Here is a 14,322-nt window from a genome sequence, read left to right on the forward strand (position 1 = left end):
CACCCCGGTGCTGGAAACAACCGAGTTCTTCGAAGACCTCACCGCCAACGGAGTACATGTAGGCGGGCTCGTGGTCAACCGCCGCACGCCGGAAAGCCAGGATGCGTTCTTGGCACAGCGCCGCGCCTCCGAGGGCGAGGCTCTCGCACTCTTGGCACAGGCGTTGCCTGGTCAGCCAATCTTGGAAATCCCTTGGCTGCCACACGAAGTGTCTACGCCGGAGGCGCTAACTGCACTGGCGGATTCCCTACCACAAAGTCTTTGAAGCGTTCCACGGGTGGTGCCTCATCGCCGATGCGCCACACGAGGCCGAGCTCACGGTAGGCCGCGGGCTGTAGCGGGATGAGGTTGCTGGTCTGCAGGTACGGATCATCCAGCGGCAGCAGCGCCGAGCCGAGCCCAGCCGCGACGAGCCCCGCGACGGTTGTGAGCTCCATCGACTCGAAGACGAGGCGCGGGCTAAACCCGGCGTGGGCCGCGAGGTCATCGAGAAGCATGCGCGTTCCGTACCCCGGCAACATGCCAATGAAGGGCTCATCAGCAAACTCGTTAAGGCGCACGGTGTCCCGGCCCGCCGCCCAGTGGCCCTCCGGCACCGCTAGGCCAAGGCGCTGCAGTTTGAGCTGGTGCCAGCCCACCGCGGCGTCGGGGTCTGGGCGCGGACCTACCAGGGCCAAGTCCGATTCGCCTGCGCGCACACGGTCCACCAGCACGCGCGCAGCTCCCTGGTGCAGGCGAATATCCACGTGGGGGTACTCAGCGCGATAGGCCTTGAGCAGCTCTGGGACCATCCAGGTGCCCAGCGAGTGCATAAAGTCGAGCCGCACCGTACCGCGCTCAGGATCCATGAGGCGCGCCACGGCATCACGTGCCGCAGTTTCGGCGGTGAGCATGCGGCGTGCTTGCTCGACGAAGGCGCGGCCACGCGAGTTGAGCCGCAGGCGCCGGCCGCTGCGCTGGAATAGGCTCGCGCCGATGTCCGCCTCTATGCGCTGTACGCGGCGGGTCAAGGCGGGCTGGGAAAGCCCAAGCGAATCCGCCGCCGCTCCCACCAGTCCGTGGTCGGCCACGGCGACGACACCGCGTACATCCTCCAGGTTCATGCACACCTCGCATTGTTTATGTCATTTCTGAACATTTTACACATAACCGCGGGCGGGCCATGCTTAAAGGCATGACGAGAACCCGGCGCGCCACCATCGCCATGCTCTTCGTGGGCTTGGCGATTTTTTCCTGCCTTTACCCCACCCAAGCCATGCTGCCCACGTTGGTGGAGGACATGGGCATGACCTCCACTGAGGCCGCCATGACCATTTCCGCCGCCACCGGAGCGCTGGCCATCTGCGTCATCCCGGTCTCCATCATCTCTGAGCACATCGGCCGCGGAAAGCTCTTGCTTGTCTCCACGATTGCCGCCACACTCATCGGCATGCTCGTGCCCCTTGCCCCGAACCCGGAGATCCTCATTGCCACCCGCGCGCTTCAGGGCGCGGTCATCGCGGGCGCGCCCGCCACCGCCATGGCCTGGATTTCGGAGGAACTGGAATCCACCTACGTCGCCCGCGCCATGGGCCTCTACATCGCTGGCACCACCATTGGCGGCCTTACCGGCCGTCTTATCCCCACTGGGTTGCTCGAGCTTACGTCCTGGCGCTGGGCCCTGTTCGGCTCCAGCCTTGTCACCCTAATCCTGGCCATCATTGCGGCGATCCTGCTGCCCTACCAGCAGAATTTCACGCCGAAGGAGATTCACTTCCGCTCCGAGCTCAGCGCCATCTTCCGCCACGGGCGCGACACCCGCCTCATACCGCTGTTCATCGTGGCCTTCGTGGCCATGGGTACCTTCGTGTCCCTTTATAACTTCTTAGGCTTCAGGCTTATCCACCATTTCCACCTCTCGCCCGGCCTGGCTGGCTTGGTTTTCCTCTTCTACCTCACGGGCACGTGGTCCTCGGCCCGCGCGGGCCGGCTCGTCGCTCAGATTGGCCATGCCAACACGTTACTGCTGTCCTGTGCGTTGTTTGCCGTGGGCATCGCGCTGTGCGCGGGATCCCTTATCCCCACCTTGCTCGGAATCGTCCTGCTCACTATTGGTTTCTTCGCCGCGCATTCGACGGCTTCAGGCTGGGTAGGCCACATCGCAACGCATGACCGCGCAGAGGCTTCGAGCCTGTATGTCTTCTTCTATTACCTAGGCAGTTCCGTCCTGGGTGCGCTGTCTGGCATGCTTTTCGACGCCCTCCCCTGGCCCGGTTTCATCGCCACCTACGCCTTGCTGGCCGTGGGTATTGCGGGCATGAGTTGGGTTGTGAGAAAAACCGGATAAACTCGTGTTTTATGGACAAGTGGTCAGCACGTACATGGCATAGGAAAGCCTCCCGCCCAGTCAGCATCTGGATGATGGTCTTCCTCCTCGCCGGTGTCTCCCACATTCTTATACCTAATTACCGCTGGGTGCTCATCCATCTTTTTACGCTGGGTATCCTCACCAACAGCATCGTGGTGTGGTCCCAGCACCTCACCGAGAAGTTTGTGCAGCTCAAGCTCCCTGATTCCGCGCGGCCGCAGCAGCTCGCGCGCATCTATCTGCTCAACGTCGGCGTCATCTGCGTGCTGATAGGTCAGCTGCTCATTGAGGCATGGGAGCCTCACTGGATTCTGACGCAGGTGGGCGCTACCTTCGTTGCTGCCGCGGTGCTCTGGCACGGCGCGGTGCTCTTCGGCCTGTGGCGCCAGGCGGAATCGAAGCGATTCCGGCCGGTCGTCGCCACCTACGTGGCCTCGGCGATCTTCCTCGCCGTGGGCGCGGCCCTCGGCGCGCTTCTCGCAGTCTTCCCCGCGCATCCGCGTCTGCTCATTGCGCACGTGGCCGCCAATGTGGGCGGCTTCGTAGGCCTTGCCGCGGCAGGGTCACTTACGATCTTATTCCCCTCCATCTGGCGGACCAAGGGCGTCAACCCACGCATGCGCCTCAGCTTCACGCTGCTGGGCATCGGCGTGCTGGCCACCCTCATCGGTTCCGCGTGGAACGTCCCGGAAGTGGGGCTCATCGTCTACTGCGTGGGCTGGTTGGCGAGCCTACAAGGCTGGTTGGTCAATGTGCTCACCGTGGCCGAGGATCCCCGCGGGCGCATCACCTTCCCTGCGCTCTCCGCCCTCTTTTCAGCGTTCTGGCTGGTTGGCGGCTTAACCTACTACACGGCGCAGCACTTCTTGAGCGACGAGCCAAAGATTCCCATGCTCGCGCTCGTCGTCGGCTTTGCCGCCCAACTGCTCACCGGCGTCATGAGCTACCTCATGCCCACGACCATGGGCGGCGGCCCTTCCGCAGTGCGGGCAGGCCTGCGCGAATACAACCGCTGGGGAATCGGGCGCTCCGTCTTCATCAACGGCGGCCTCGCGCTGTGGCTCGCCACATCCAGCTCTCTCACCATGGTTGTCGCTTCTTTGCTCAGCCTCGGCTCCATGGCGCTCTTCCCGGTCCTCACCGCCCGCGCAGTCAAGGCCCAGAAGGCAGTGCTCCAGAAGAAGGCCGAGGGCCCAGCTCCGGAGACCACCACGGACTGGAACCAAGCACTGATCGCCCTTGCTGTCCTCGTCCTCGTGGGCGCCCTCAGCTTCTTTATCTAAACCCCCAGACCTGGAACCCGAAACCTACAGGTCGGCGTCGCCAAGCGCTTGCCGACGCCCCACCACCCACCAGGGAGTTTCGTGTTCCAGGTCTGGGGAAATGGAACGAGGCGATGACGCTGCCGTCGGCTAGGGGTCCAACGGCGGGATGCCCGGCGCGCCGGCAGACATCCATTCGCGGACCACGTGGGTGGCGGTGACATCGCCGGCGTTATAGCGCAGGATCTGCTCGCGGGCAGCAACGTCGCCGGCCAGTGCGGCGCGGCGGGCGTTAACGGATTCCTCGCCGTCGAAGTCCTCCGGCCACTCAAAGCCCGCGACGGGCGCAACGGTCTTGAGACTCAAGCCTGACGTCCCGGCGAAGCTGCGCTTGACGTGAACGAACATGTCGACCCACTCCTCAGAGGAAATAAACTCCTCCACTTCCTGGAGCGCAGGCTGGTGGAAGCGTTCAGCGGAGCGGCGCATCCAGTGGTTTTCACCGTGGGCAGAGTAGCAGTAGGCGGCGAAGGTCTTACCCTCCTCGTGCGCCTGGGACCGCACGGCCATCAGCCATTCCCAAAACTCGGCGAAGTTCTCCGCCTCCGCGCGGCCGCCCAACGGCTCCCACGTCGCGAAAGGGATGTATTCGCCGTTGAGCCGCGCGCCCCACAAGTAGGCGCCTTGGTCGAGGTACGCCTCCATATCGACATCCACTTCGACGTCGGCGCGAGGCACGCTGACCTGGCTACGGCGCAGCAACGGAATGCCCTCGCGCCAGGCAGCGGCGAGGGTGGAGGGGGCGCCGAGGGAGGCGTCGATAAGCGCCTGCACCGTCTCAATCCCGCGCTCCCGGTAAGGGTTCGCACGGTCGCCCGGGAGGAAGAGGGAAATGTCATCGCGGGCCTCAAGCTGGGGCTCGCACAGATGCCAGAAGCGACACGACGCGCACTCTTTGACGCGGCGCGGGCCTTCTGGGAGAGGCTGCGCAAGTGCAGCATCGATGGGATAACGCGAGGTATCAGTAACAAAAGCCTGAGTACGATCCTGACCAATCGCCGCTCCGCGCCCCGAGTTGAGGTTCACCTCTTCCAAGCCACGCGCAGCCAGGGCGAGCCGGTAGCCGTCGACGGCATGATGCTTAATTTTGTACTTCGCCGGCAAAGGCTCGCTCAGCCCCAGGCGATGCGTAGGCACGACCACGGCGCGCGATTTTTCATTCGGACGGGCGACGCGGTGATCAGAAACGATGACTGGGGTGTAGTTCTCGTCATCGCGAATGAGGAGCTCCACCCGAACCATCCACTCGTTGGTAGAGAAAACCGCGTTAGTGATGTGGGTATAACCGTAAGCCAAAGCCTCAAGCGTAGCCATGGCGCGTTCGAAGTCATCGCCTTCAAGGTCGATGCGGCGAAAACGACCGGGGCCTTTGCGGGGAACGAGAGCCAGGGCAGCCTCAATGGCTGCGGCATGGCGCTCCGCGCGAGCCTGGCCCGTCGGGGTGCGCGGGATGTCTGGATGTGCGCGGCGCTGCACGAGGCGATAGCGGCAGCCCACGAGGTCCGTGGCGACGAGCACATCTTTCACACCAGGTGAGCTTAGTAGACCTCCTTGCTAGAGTTGTAGCGAGACCCTACCGATAAAAAAATTAAGGACGTTTCAATGAGCTTGATCAAGAAGATCCGCAAGGCCCGCCGCGAAGCCCGCGCCGAGATCAAGGCCGCCAAGACCCGCGCAAAAGCCGAGGTCAAGGCAGCAGATAAGGCACGTCACCGCCAGCAGAAGCTGCTGGCCAAGCAGGAGAAGGCCCTCATCAAGTCCGAGGAAAAGGGTCTGAAGAAGCGCCGCAAGCACGAGTACAAGATGGCGCAGAAAGAACTCGAGCGCATCAAGGAAGGCCGTTTTAACAAGAACAACGTCAAGCGTTATGCCGGCGCCCTGCGCACCGCGGCCCCGTTGCTGCTGCCGCTGATTTACCGCGGTATTACCGCCGCGCAGCGAGAGGTAGAAAAGAAACGCGCCCAGAAGGCGGGCGTATCCGCTGACCAGCTCGCATCCTTTGCTGGCCACGGCGCACCGCTCAAGGCCCGCACCGCCGGCATCCGCAACTCCTTAAAGGACGCCAATGTGCCGGTCGGCTTCAAGCGTGACGTCAAGGAGCGCCTCAATGAGCTCGACGCTGCTATCGAGAACGCTGAGTACATGACCGAGCAGCAGCGCCAGCGTGCGCACCGCTCCATCTCCGGCGAAATTGACTCCATCAACGCCGATATCCAGGCCAAGCTGCGCGCTTAATCTACCCAGCTTGCCTGTGCCGCGGCCTCCATGGTCGCGGCTTTCGTGTTTTCACCGCTATTTTTACCTCCACGCCCTAGACCTTTTAAAACGGATTTAAAAAGAGAATCAGTTTCTTCACCGATTCCCCAAAAGTCACGTGGCGAATCTAGTGCGGAATATCGCCCCGTTTTGCCGCACAGCTCTAATTCTTTAGTGTTCTCCGGTGTAGATAAAACTATTTCTCATATATAGTCGGGGGCGAGGATAAATAGTCCCTAAAGCCATCCCTCAAAAGATAGCTTCTTTTGTCAATCGCCTTCCCGCCCAGCACACAAGGCCGGAAGGAACACACCACTACCGTATGGAGAATCATGGCTCGCCGCGAAGTAACGCAGTTCTTTGATGACCTTGACAATAGCCCGCTTACTGAAGAAGAACTTACCGTCATCCGTTTTAGCGTTGACGGGAAGGATTATCTCCTGGATGTTTCCAAGGAGAATGCAGAGAAGTTTCACGCCGCAATGGAACCTTTTGTGAAGGCTGCTCGCCACCCCATCAAGAAGGAAACGCGCAGCTACAGGCCCGCTGATGTCCGCGAATGGGCAGCCAAGCACGGCTACGAGGTAGCTGAGCGCGGCAAGATCCGCAACGACGTCATTTTGGCCTACCGCGACGCCAACAACCTTTAGAGCACTCCCTGCTCGCGGGCAGCAGCCACGGCAGAGGTGCGCGAGCGCACGCCCAGCTTGTCGTAGATGTGGACAAGGTGGGACTTCACCGTGGCTTCTGAGAGCATAAGCTCCACGCCAATTTCACGGTTGGACGAACCTGCAGCGACGAGCTTGAGAACTTCCAGCTCGCGCGGCGTAAGCGACGTGCGCGGGGTGCGCACGCGGGTCATGAGCTTGTCCGCCACGACGGGAGACAGTGCCGAGTCACCTTCGGCAGCAGAACGCACCGCGGCGAGCAGTTCGGCCGGTGGCGCATCTTTGAGCAAGTAGCCAACCGCACCGGATTCGATAGCACCGAGAATGTCCGCATCGGTGTCATAGTTGGTCACCACGAGGACCTTGGGGGGATTATCCATGGAGAAGCGGATAGCCGCGGTGGCTTCCGCACCGGTCATCACGCGAGTGCCTTCAATCCCGGCGCCAAAGCGCAGGTCCATGAGGAGGACATCGATTCCGCCTGCTTGTGCGGCAGATACCGCGGCTTCAGCCGTGGCGACCTCACCTACTACCTCGATGTCCTCGGCGCCCTCGAGCACCGAGCGTAGACCCAAGCGCACGATCTCGTGGTCATCGGCAAGCAAGACCCTAATCACGGGCTTCCTCCTCATTGGTACGGTGTGGACAAATTCTTAATCTACATCGTTATTTAAGGGCACACTAACTGAGACCGCCGCACCCATGCCTGGTGTGGATTCAATCACGACCTCGCCCCCGAGCTCTTCCGCACGGCGGCGCATAGCCGCCAGCCCAATATGGCCTAGTCCGGCGGGTTTATTCTCCACCGCCTCCACATCAAAGCCTTGGCCGTTATCCACCACGTCCACGCGCACCTCATCCGGCGCATACGTGACGGTCACTCGAGCCTTGGTGGCATGGGCATGCTTGACGACGTTCCCCACCGCGCCCTGCGCAATCCTCAACAACGCCGCCTCCACCTTCATGGGCAGCTGCTGTGCCTCGCCTTCCACATCCACTGAGACGTCGACTCCACCGGTGGCCGCGAAATTTTCCGCCATGCGGGTCAGCGCTGCCCCGAGGGACGTTTCGGACAATGCGGCCGGCTGCAGTGCCGCAATCATGGCGCGGGCTTCATGGAGGTTATCCGCTGCAGTGCGACGCGCCAGCTCAATGCGTTCTTGTGCCTTGGGGATATTCTCCGTCGCGAGGTCACGGTCAGCAGCATGGAGCAGCATTTGAATCGAGGACAGCCCTTGGGCCAAGGTGTCGTGAATCTCGTGCGCAATACGCTGGCGTTCGGCGGTCATGCCAGCCTCGCGTTCGGACTCCACTAACTGCGAGCGAGTCTCCATAAGTTCGCGGTTCATTCTGCTCAAGGCAGAGAAAGCATAGGTAATAGCGATAGTCACCAAAGCTGAAACCGCCGGGCCCATGATGCCGCCAAAAGTCAGCCCGCCGGGTATCTGCACAACGACGGTCACCACCGTGGCCACGAGCACGCATATAATGCCAGGAATCATCTCCAGCACGTAGAGGTACACAAAATACAAGGAAAAGACCAGGTAGATGGCCGCGGGCGCCACCGCCATATCCGCAAGCCACAGCACCGAAAGTATGGCCAACCAGCCATATTGCGCGATGCGGGGCAAGGACTCGACGTAGGCGGATCCGCCAAAGTAGACCACGGCGAAGGACACGAGCAGCAGCAGGTTGAGCACGCCTTGCCACAAGGGCAGGCGCACCGTGGTGAAGATAGCCACCACCAGAAGCGTCGCGGTCAGGATGTGGATACCGTTGCGCAATGCATCCGAGTCAACCGAACGCTGGTCTAGTGTGGAGGTCATGCGCCACAGCCTACTTCCCCCGCTTGCTGCCTGTCTGATCGGCATCAGCCTTGCTAGCACCGGCTGCACAGACTCGGCTCAGACCACAGAGCCCACTCCGGACAACACTCACGACAGCGCCCCCACTGAATCCCCGGAGAACTCCGGGGCCAGCGGAGATGGGCTTGCCATCGACGCTTCCGCTGAGGTCACCGACTGGGAAGACTGCCCTTACTTGGATACCCAGTGGGTCGCAGATACGAATGGGCAGAGGATGACCCAGTGGGGCGTCGACAAGCGCTTTAGCACCCCTGCCTGCGTATTCTGGTCCTACCCAGAGGACCCACAAGCCACCGTCATCGTGCGGGAGATGCCCAGCGTGGAGGAAGCGCGCGCGGTTGTCGATGCCGCTGCCCCCATCAACGACACCGAACTGGCCGAGTTCGACGGCTGGTCAGGTGGGCGTGGAGTGTTTGAGGATCACTCCGTCTTCGCCGTGCAGAAGGACACCCATGCGGTGCTCGTATGGTCAAACCAGCTGCAAACCCTGAAGCCGCAGCTCATTGCCCAGGAAGCCATTTCACGCCTCGGCCTCTAAAGCGCCCGGCGCTACTACACGGCGACGTCGTTGTACGGCATCAGGGTTGATACCCACGGGAACACAACCTCCATGAGCAGGAAGAACACGGCGACGATGAGGGCCACCGCCAGTACAGCTTTCACCGCGGTGGGGCCGGGCAGAAGATTCCAGAGAGCGCGATACATTAGTTCTCCTCCAAGACGGCGGGGCGGTCATTGTCGTGGGAGCCGGGGGATTTCTCTTCCCGTTCGGTCTCCATGGCATGGATAATCATGCGCTCCGCATTGGAGAATTGCGGGTGGCACGTGGTGAGCGTGAGCAGCCCCTCACTAGCCTCAACGCCTGCGTCCGGCGGGGTGCCCGGTATCGGATCCAGCACGCTGACATCACCCGGAAGCGTAATGTGGCGTCCCTGAATCTGCTGGTACTCCGGCTTCTCACGCTGCTCAGGCGTGAGACAGTCTGCTGGTGCTCCGTCAATGGGCAGCACGCGGTAGGTAATCCACTCCGTAGATGTCTCAATCACGATGGCATCGCAGGTCTGCAGGTTACCCAGGTCATTAAACGGCGCGCCTTTGCCCACACGATGTCCCGCGACGGCTAAATTCCCCAGCTCACCGGGCATCTGTGTATCCGTATACCGTCCGGGGCCGCGCAGAAGGTCATCTTCATTCGTGCCTTCCAACACCGCGAAAGCGAAGTCAGAACCAAACGCCGGGATGTAAAGGCGCGCAAAAGCCTCACCCAGCTTCGGCGCCTGGCCCTGTCCACGCGGATTGTGCCACTCCTCCTGCAGGGTTTCGTTGGCTTCCTCCTGCAGGTGGCCGGATGCGATATTGGTCCAATAGGACTCATAAAACGCGAAAAGCAAAAGCAGCACGCCGGCTGTCAACATGAGCTCTCCAATGACGGTGCTCACCGTTGTTCTTCGTCGCGTTGTGGGCTGTGGCATGTTCTCTACCCTAGCCCCTGTACCGTATAAGTACCCCACTCAGAGGACGGAGAGGAGTCCACGATGCTCGAGATTTTCATGTACCCCGTCTCCGGGATCATGAAGCTGTGGCATCTGCTGTTTAGCTCGTTCCTTGACGGCTCGATGGCATGGATCCTCACGATCGTCTTCCTCGTGCTGACAGTACGCGGCATCATTGCCCCACTGAACTGGCAGTCAGTCAAGCAGGGGCGTATTGGTGCGCTTATGCGCCCGGAGATGACGGAGCTCAATCAACAGCTGCGCCACGTCACGGACGTCGAAGAGGCGGTAGCTCTCCTCACCGAGCAGCGCGAGTTGAAGCGGCGCTACAAGCACAACCCTATGCTCGGCTGTTTCCCGTCCTTCATCATTGTTCCCGCGTTTATTGGCCTCTACCAGGTGGTTCTGAGGGTCTCCGGTTCGGCCCAGGAAGAGGTGGGGATGCTGACGCTTTCCGACGTCTCCTCCTTCCGCACCTCCACCGTCTTCGGTGTCCCCCTCACGGATTTCGCCCGCGACCACCGTGACCTGGTGCTGCCCATGCTCGTGGCTGCGCTCGTGTTTACCTCTTTGAGCACCCTCATCATGCTCTACCGCGGCTTCCTCACCACGCAATTTGATCAGAAGATTCCACGCCGGCTGCTGTGGTTCATGGCGCTCATGGTGGTGCTTATCCCCTGGATGCTGTGGAATGTAGCCTGGCACGGCCCCATCCCCGTGACCATCATCTTCTACTGGGGTTGTTCCTATCTCTTCTCGCTGGTGCAGACCGTTGTCTATGAGTCAATCTTGCGCCGACGTTATCCACTTCCGGAGGCTGTTCATGAGCAGCGCCGCGCGAGCATTCAGCGCTGGCGTACGAAGGAAGCCAAGAAAAACAAGAAGGCCCTAAAGGCTCAATTCAAGGCTAATCCGGAGCAGAAGGAAGAATACGACGTTTCCCGAAAGCGCCACTCAGCAATCCTTGCTGAGGCACGGAAGATTGTTAAATCGAATAGTCAGCGGGAGGAGCCGACAACAGCTGAATAGCCAGCTGCTTCGCGGTGACCAGCGGTGCCGATTCCCGGGTCAACCGCGCGCCGGCAAGACCACCATCCAAGAAGATGAGGAGCTGGCTGGCCTGATCCTCTGAGGGGTAGCCATTCTTGGCGTTGAGGAGCGCTGTGATTGTGGAGTGCATCCAGGAGCGGTGCTCTACACAGGCGGCTACGATGCCCCTCTCGGCATCGGTCTCTGGGCGCGGATACTCACCCGCTGCGTTGAGGAAATGCGAGCCGCGGTATTCGATGGTGGGCTGTTCCTCAATGGCTTTATCAAAGAAGGCGAGGATTTTGCTTTCCGCATCGGTAGCGTCTTTTGTACGTTCCTGCCATTCGGCACGATACTGCTCATCGAGCGCCTCAACGTAAGCAATAACGAGAGCATCCTTAGAGCCGAAAAGCGAGTACAACGAGGCCTTGGCCACGTCAGCCTCACGCAGGATGCGGTCGATGCCGATGACACGAATGCCCTCAGTGGTAAAGAGCCGCGTTGCTGACTCGAGCAGTCGGCTGCGCGGACTCGGGCGATTGCGTCGCGACTTCTTCTCGGCCATTTCTTCTCCTCACATGACAAAACCGGTTCATCTACACAATATAGACAAACCGGTATGTATGTGAAATTTTATTTCTTGCGGCCAGTCACTGCGCCCACGATCCACAGCAAGATACATGCGCCGACCGTGGCGGTAATGATCATAAGGAACCAGCTATCGCCCACGTTCTTGTTGAAGAGAGCCAGCAGGCCGCCGCCGATAACACCGCCGATAACACCGACGATGAGGTTGGTAAACAGACCCTGATCGCGCTTCATAATCTTCTCTGCAAGCCAACCGGCAATGATACCGACGATGATCGAGCTAAAGAAACCGAGACCAAGTCCCATGATGTAGAACTCCTTGTTGGTGAAATTTTGTTGCGTACGTCCACAAGTGTACGCACATAACGACGAAACGATCCGGCTGCAGCGCCATTCACAGCCTGCTGCAGCCGAATCGTTATTGCGGAGTAATAGAACGGTTACTCAGAGTCTGGGCGAACCACCATCATCGGGCACGGAGCCGACTGCAGAAGGGCACGGGAGGTGGAGCCAAGGAGCATGCCCTTGAAACCACCACGGCCGTGGGAACCGACGACCAGCAACTGGGCACCTTCGGAGGCATCCGTCAGCGCACGGACCGGGCGGTCACGGGCGATGACTTTCTTCACCGGCACATCCGGGTACTCTTTCTGAAGGTCTGCTAGGCGTTCAGTCAGCAGCTCTGCTTGCTCCTTCTCGACCTCTGCCCACTCGGCCTGGGCCGCGGACAGACCAGCCAGGGAAGCCTGGACCTGCATGTCCATCCAGGTGTGCACCGCGATGAGTTCAGCGCCACGCGCATCCGCCTCCTTGAAGGCGTAGTCCGTAGCCTTCTGGGAAACCTCAGAGCCATCCACACCCACGACAACCGGGCCGTACTTGGTGGAATCAGTGACGTGGTTGTCTTCACGCACAACCACAACCGGGCAGGACGCGTGGGAGACCACGGATGCAGAGACCGAACCCATAACCATTCCGGACAGGCCACCCATACCGCGGGAGCCCATAACAATCATGGTGACGTCCTTGGACATCTCCAACAGCATGTCAATCGGGGACCCCTCAGCCACGGTGTGGCCAATCTTCAGCTCCGGCGCTACCTTGTGGGCTTCAGCGCGGGCAGCCTCAATCTTTTCAAGGGTTTCTGCCTGGAGGTCGTCGAAAAGCTCCTTCGGCGGAACCATGCCCTCGGCGTAGAGGAACTGCGGCATCGTGTAGCTCGATGCGATGCGAAGCGGGATCCCGCGCTTCATTGCAGTGTTAGCAGCCCAACGAACGGCGTTCTTCGACGCCTCCGAACCATCAACGGCTACGACGACAATGTCTTCCTTGGCCATGACCTTATCCTTTCGACGTGCTTACACCTTCAGTCTAATACCTATAGGCCGGCCTGTGGGGTGGTCGCAGCATCCGCATTGGCGGGGAAGAGAACGTTGTACAGGGTCACCGCAATGTCACGAATGACCGCACCGATACCATTGGAAAAGAAGTCAATGACGGGCGCGAGAATAGAGTTAAAATCCATGGGAGAAAGAATAGTCCAAAAAAGGCGTGGCGCAACCCCACTTCCTATCCGCGATGGTCTAAACCCCACCCAAGCTCGCGTCACCGAAGGTCCGGTATCAGCATGGGACTTCGTGCAGAATCTCATCCTCACGCAGCGCCATCGCCACCCCGAAGACAACGAGGCTGCGCTTCAAACACGTTTCGACGCCGAGGAGGTCGTGCGCCAAGATGGCACCCCCTTAAGCCCTCATTCCATCCTCGCCACCAACACAGTCCTTTACTTCTACCGCATGCCGGCACCGGAAACTCCCGTCCCATACGACATTCCCATCATCTTTGAGGACCACCACCTACTCGTCGCGGACAAACCTCCCTTCATGGCCACCATGCCCCGCGCCCGCCACATTACGGAGACTGCCACCGTGCGCCTGCGCCGAAAGACTGGCAACAACGAGCTCTCCCCGGCACACCGACTAGACCGCCTCACCTCCGGCATCCTCGTCTTTACCAAAGACCGCTCCGTTCGCGGCGCCTACCAAACGTTGTTCGCCGAGCGCCGCGTCACCAAGACGTACGAAGCCATCGCCCCGCTTGCCGACGTCTCCCCCGGCACCCTCTGGCGCTCCCGCATGGAGAAGACCCCGGGCGAACTACAAGGGCGCATTGTCGAGGGCGAAGTCAACGCCATCACCGAAGTCGCCGCAGTCGAACCAATCGACAAGGCCCCCTACGAAGCCATCCACGGACCACTACCCGATCTAGCGAAGTACACCCTCAAACCCCACACGGGCAAGACACATCAACTGAGACTTCACATGCTTCAAGCGGGCATCCCCATTATTGGCGACCCCATCTACCCCGTCATCTACCCCGCCGAGGCCGAGGACATGCGAGTTCCGATGCACTTAACGGCGACTAACATTTCTTTCATTGACCCCGTTACCGGCGACACCCGTGAGTTCACCTCACAATTACCGCTCTATACCCATAATCTGATCCGCCATTAATTTCGTCCCCAGCACCAACGATCTCAATGAGCTCGTCGTTGACTCCCCTATCTACGACATCATCGCCATCCCGTCACGCTCTCATAAACTGTACTTTCGTAAGTGTTGCCGTCAAGGAGGACGTTGAGATGGACATGGTGTTGATCGGTGGGTTGTGGCTGACCGCTGATGTGTGGGAGTCAGTGGTGGAGGAGTTGGGCAAGCGAGGGGGCCTGACCCCCGGAAAGTAGACACGTCGGGG

18 protein-coding genes are annotated in these 14,322 nt (G+C 60.5%); 8 read left to right on the top strand and 10 right to left on the bottom strand.

Features of this window, described 5'->3' with window-relative positions:
* Positions 1-7: 7 nt before the first annotated feature.
* The gene (locus HMPREF2875_RS13350) at positions 8-265 is read left to right on the top strand and encodes an ArsA-related P-loop ATPase (RefSeq protein WP_246817111.1); all 258 of its coding nucleotides are present in this window, start codon (positions 8-10) and stop codon (positions 263-265) included.
* On the opposite strand, the gene HMPREF2875_RS11790 is transcribed toward HMPREF2875_RS13350, so the two are convergent.
* Positions 213-1,103 carry a LysR family transcriptional regulator gene (locus tag HMPREF2875_RS11790; RefSeq protein ID WP_070673392.1) on the bottom strand — a complete coding sequence of 297 codons (891 nt, stop codon included), beginning with the start codon at positions 1,101-1,103 and terminating at the stop codon, positions 213-215. The genes HMPREF2875_RS13350 and HMPREF2875_RS11790 overlap by 53 nt on opposite strands.
* Positions 1,104-1,174: 71 nt before the next feature.
* On the opposite strand from HMPREF2875_RS11790, the gene HMPREF2875_RS11795 reads away from it, so the two are divergent.
* Together HMPREF2875_RS11795 and HMPREF2875_RS11800 are read left to right on the top strand one after the other, a co-directional pair.
* Complete coding sequence (locus HMPREF2875_RS11795; RefSeq protein WP_070673393.1) at positions 1,175-2,326, top strand: MFS transporter; 1,152 nt, start codon at positions 1,175-1,177, stop codon at positions 2,324-2,326.
* 11 nt (positions 2,327-2,337) lie between these two features.
* Positions 2,338-3,630, top strand: coding sequence for a copper oxidase (locus tag HMPREF2875_RS11800; RefSeq protein WP_070673395.1), 1,293 nt, complete (start codon positions 2,338-2,340; stop codon positions 3,628-3,630).
* A 129-nt stretch (positions 3,631-3,759) separates the two neighbouring features.
* Here the strand turns inward: HMPREF2875_RS11800 and HMPREF2875_RS11805 are convergent, their stop codons facing one another.
* A complete protein-coding gene (locus tag HMPREF2875_RS11805) occupies positions 3,760-5,196 on the bottom strand; it encodes a TM0106 family RecB-like putative nuclease (protein ID WP_083311933.1) in 1,437 nt (478 codons plus the stop codon).
* 75 nt (positions 5,197-5,271) lie between these two features.
* Between HMPREF2875_RS11805 and HMPREF2875_RS11810 the strand changes: the two genes are divergently transcribed.
* Together HMPREF2875_RS11810 and HMPREF2875_RS11815 are read left to right on the top strand one after the other, a co-directional pair.
* Positions 5,272-5,904 carry a DUF6474 family protein gene (locus HMPREF2875_RS11810; RefSeq protein ID WP_070673397.1) on the top strand — a complete coding sequence of 211 codons (633 nt, stop codon included), beginning with the start codon at positions 5,272-5,274 and terminating at the stop codon, positions 5,902-5,904.
* A 353-nt stretch (positions 5,905-6,257) separates the two neighbouring features.
* Positions 6,258-6,575: a histone-like nucleoid-structuring protein Lsr2 gene (locus HMPREF2875_RS11815; protein ID WP_039672644.1), complete on the top strand. Its 318-nt coding sequence runs from the start codon at positions 6,258-6,260 to the stop codon at positions 6,573-6,575.
* Here the strand turns inward: HMPREF2875_RS11815 and HMPREF2875_RS11820 are convergent.
* Positions 6,572-7,210 (bottom strand): LuxR C-terminal-related transcriptional regulator, encoded by a 639-nt coding sequence (locus HMPREF2875_RS11820; protein ID WP_070673399.1) that lies wholly within the window; start codon positions 7,208-7,210, stop codon positions 6,572-6,574. The genes HMPREF2875_RS11815 and HMPREF2875_RS11820 overlap by 4 nt on opposite strands.
* Before the next feature lie 36 nt (positions 7,211-7,246).
* Positions 7,247-8,419 (bottom strand): sensor histidine kinase, encoded by a 1,173-nt coding sequence (locus HMPREF2875_RS11825; RefSeq protein WP_070673401.1) that lies wholly within the window; start codon positions 8,417-8,419, stop codon positions 7,247-7,249.
* Here HMPREF2875_RS11825 and HMPREF2875_RS11830 point away from each other — a divergent pair.
* On the top strand, positions 8,418-8,996 hold the full coding sequence (locus HMPREF2875_RS11830) for a DUF2020 domain-containing protein (RefSeq protein WP_070673403.1): 579 nt from the start codon (positions 8,418-8,420) through the stop codon (positions 8,994-8,996). The genes HMPREF2875_RS11825 and HMPREF2875_RS11830 overlap by 2 nt on opposite strands.
* A gap of 14 nt (positions 8,997-9,010) precedes the next feature.
* On the opposite strand, the gene HMPREF2875_RS13755 is transcribed toward HMPREF2875_RS11830, so the two are convergent.
* Positions 9,011-9,163 (bottom strand): hypothetical protein, encoded by a 153-nt coding sequence (locus HMPREF2875_RS13755; RefSeq protein WP_039672650.1) that lies wholly within the window; start codon positions 9,161-9,163, stop codon positions 9,011-9,013.
* Positions 9,163-9,930, bottom strand: a complete 768-nt coding sequence (locus HMPREF2875_RS11835) for a class E sortase (RefSeq protein ID WP_070673404.1) — start codon at positions 9,928-9,930, stop codon at positions 9,163-9,165. The genes HMPREF2875_RS13755 and HMPREF2875_RS11835 overlap by 1 nt, the downstream gene beginning before the upstream one ends.
* A gap of 63 nt (positions 9,931-9,993) precedes the next feature.
* On the opposite strand from HMPREF2875_RS11835, the gene yidC reads away from it, so the two are divergent.
* The gene (gene yidC / locus HMPREF2875_RS11840) at positions 9,994-10,980 is read left to right on the top strand and encodes a membrane protein insertase YidC (protein ID WP_070673406.1); all 987 of its coding nucleotides are present in this window, start codon (positions 9,994-9,996) and stop codon (positions 10,978-10,980) included.
* Here yidC and HMPREF2875_RS11845 read toward each other — a convergent pair.
* The 4 genes from HMPREF2875_RS11845 to HMPREF2875_RS13760 all read right to left on the bottom strand — a co-directional run bounded on the left by HMPREF2875_RS11845 (position 10,937) and on the right by HMPREF2875_RS13760 (position 13,093).
* Positions 10,937-11,545: a TetR/AcrR family transcriptional regulator gene (locus HMPREF2875_RS11845; protein ID WP_070673408.1), complete on the bottom strand. Its 609-nt coding sequence runs from the start codon at positions 11,543-11,545 to the stop codon at positions 10,937-10,939. The genes yidC and HMPREF2875_RS11845 overlap by 44 nt on opposite strands.
* Positions 11,546-11,613: 68 nt before the next feature.
* Positions 11,614-11,874 carry a GlsB/YeaQ/YmgE family stress response membrane protein gene (locus tag HMPREF2875_RS11850; RefSeq protein WP_039672661.1) on the bottom strand — a complete coding sequence of 87 codons (261 nt, stop codon included), beginning with the start codon at positions 11,872-11,874 and terminating at the stop codon, positions 11,614-11,616.
* A gap of 134 nt (positions 11,875-12,008) precedes the next feature.
* Complete coding sequence (locus HMPREF2875_RS11855) at positions 12,009-12,905, bottom strand: universal stress protein (protein WP_039672662.1); 897 nt, start codon at positions 12,903-12,905, stop codon at positions 12,009-12,011.
* A 41-nt stretch (positions 12,906-12,946) separates the two neighbouring features.
* A complete protein-coding gene (locus tag HMPREF2875_RS13760) occupies positions 12,947-13,093 on the bottom strand; it encodes a hypothetical protein (protein WP_168165583.1) in 147 nt (48 codons plus the stop codon).
* Between HMPREF2875_RS13760 and HMPREF2875_RS11860 the strand changes: the two genes are divergently transcribed.
* Positions 13,029-14,081 (top strand): pseudouridine synthase, encoded by a 1,053-nt coding sequence (locus HMPREF2875_RS11860; protein WP_083311934.1) that lies wholly within the window; start codon positions 13,029-13,031, stop codon positions 14,079-14,081. The genes HMPREF2875_RS13760 and HMPREF2875_RS11860 overlap by 65 nt on opposite strands.
* Positions 14,082-14,322 lie beyond the last annotated feature (241 nt).

The sequence above is a fragment of the Corynebacterium sp. HMSC078H07 genome (assembly GCF_001812805.1).
Taxonomy (GTDB): Bacteria; Actinomycetota; Actinomycetes; order Mycobacteriales; family Mycobacteriaceae; genus Corynebacterium.

Bases quoted from the DNA above. Each gene is read 5' to 3' on its own strand.
- HMPREF2875_RS11790 (WP_070673392.1), bottom strand. From the start codon at position 1,103: ATGAACCTGGAGGATGTACGCGGTGTCGTCGCCGTGGCCGACCACGGA.
- HMPREF2875_RS11795 (WP_070673393.1), top strand. From the start codon at position 1,175: ATGACGAGAACCCGGCGCGCCACCATCGCCATGCTCTTCGTGGGCTTG.
- HMPREF2875_RS11800 (WP_070673395.1), top strand. From the start codon at position 2,338: ATGGACAAGTGGTCAGCACGTACATGGCATAGGAAAGCCTCCCGCCCA.
- HMPREF2875_RS11810 (WP_070673397.1), top strand. From the start codon at position 5,272: ATGAGCTTGATCAAGAAGATCCGCAAGGCCCGCCGCGAAGCCCGCGCC.
- HMPREF2875_RS11815 (WP_039672644.1), top strand. From the start codon at position 6,258: ATGGCTCGCCGCGAAGTAACGCAGTTCTTTGATGACCTTGACAATAGC.
- HMPREF2875_RS11830 (WP_070673403.1), top strand. From the start codon at position 8,418: ATGCGCCACAGCCTACTTCCCCCGCTTGCTGCCTGTCTGATCGGCATC.
- HMPREF2875_RS11825 (WP_070673401.1), bottom strand. From the start codon at position 8,419: ATGACCTCCACACTAGACCAGCGTTCGGTTGACTCGGATGCATTGCGC.
- HMPREF2875_RS13755 (WP_039672650.1), bottom strand. From the start codon at position 9,163: ATGTATCGCGCTCTCTGGAATCTTCTGCCCGGCCCCACCGCGGTGAAA.
- HMPREF2875_RS11835 (WP_070673404.1), bottom strand. From the start codon at position 9,930: ATGCCACAGCCCACAACGCGACGAAGAACAACGGTGAGCACCGTCATT.
- yidC (WP_070673406.1), top strand. From the start codon at position 9,994: ATGCTCGAGATTTTCATGTACCCCGTCTCCGGGATCATGAAGCTGTGG.
- HMPREF2875_RS11845 (WP_070673408.1), bottom strand. From the start codon at position 11,545: ATGGCCGAGAAGAAGTCGCGACGCAATCGCCCGAGTCCGCGCAGCCGA.
- HMPREF2875_RS11850 (WP_039672661.1), bottom strand. From the start codon at position 11,874: ATGGGACTTGGTCTCGGTTTCTTTAGCTCGATCATCGTCGGTATCATT.
- HMPREF2875_RS11855 (WP_039672662.1), bottom strand. From the start codon at position 12,905: ATGGCCAAGGAAGACATTGTCGTCGTAGCCGTTGATGGTTCGGAGGCG.
- HMPREF2875_RS11860 (WP_083311934.1), top strand. From the start codon at position 13,029: ATGACCGCACCGATACCATTGGAAAAGAAGTCAATGACGGGCGCGAGA.
- HMPREF2875_RS13760 (WP_168165583.1), bottom strand. From the start codon at position 13,093: ATGGATTTTAACTCTATTCTCGCGCCCGTCATTGACTTCTTTTCCAAT.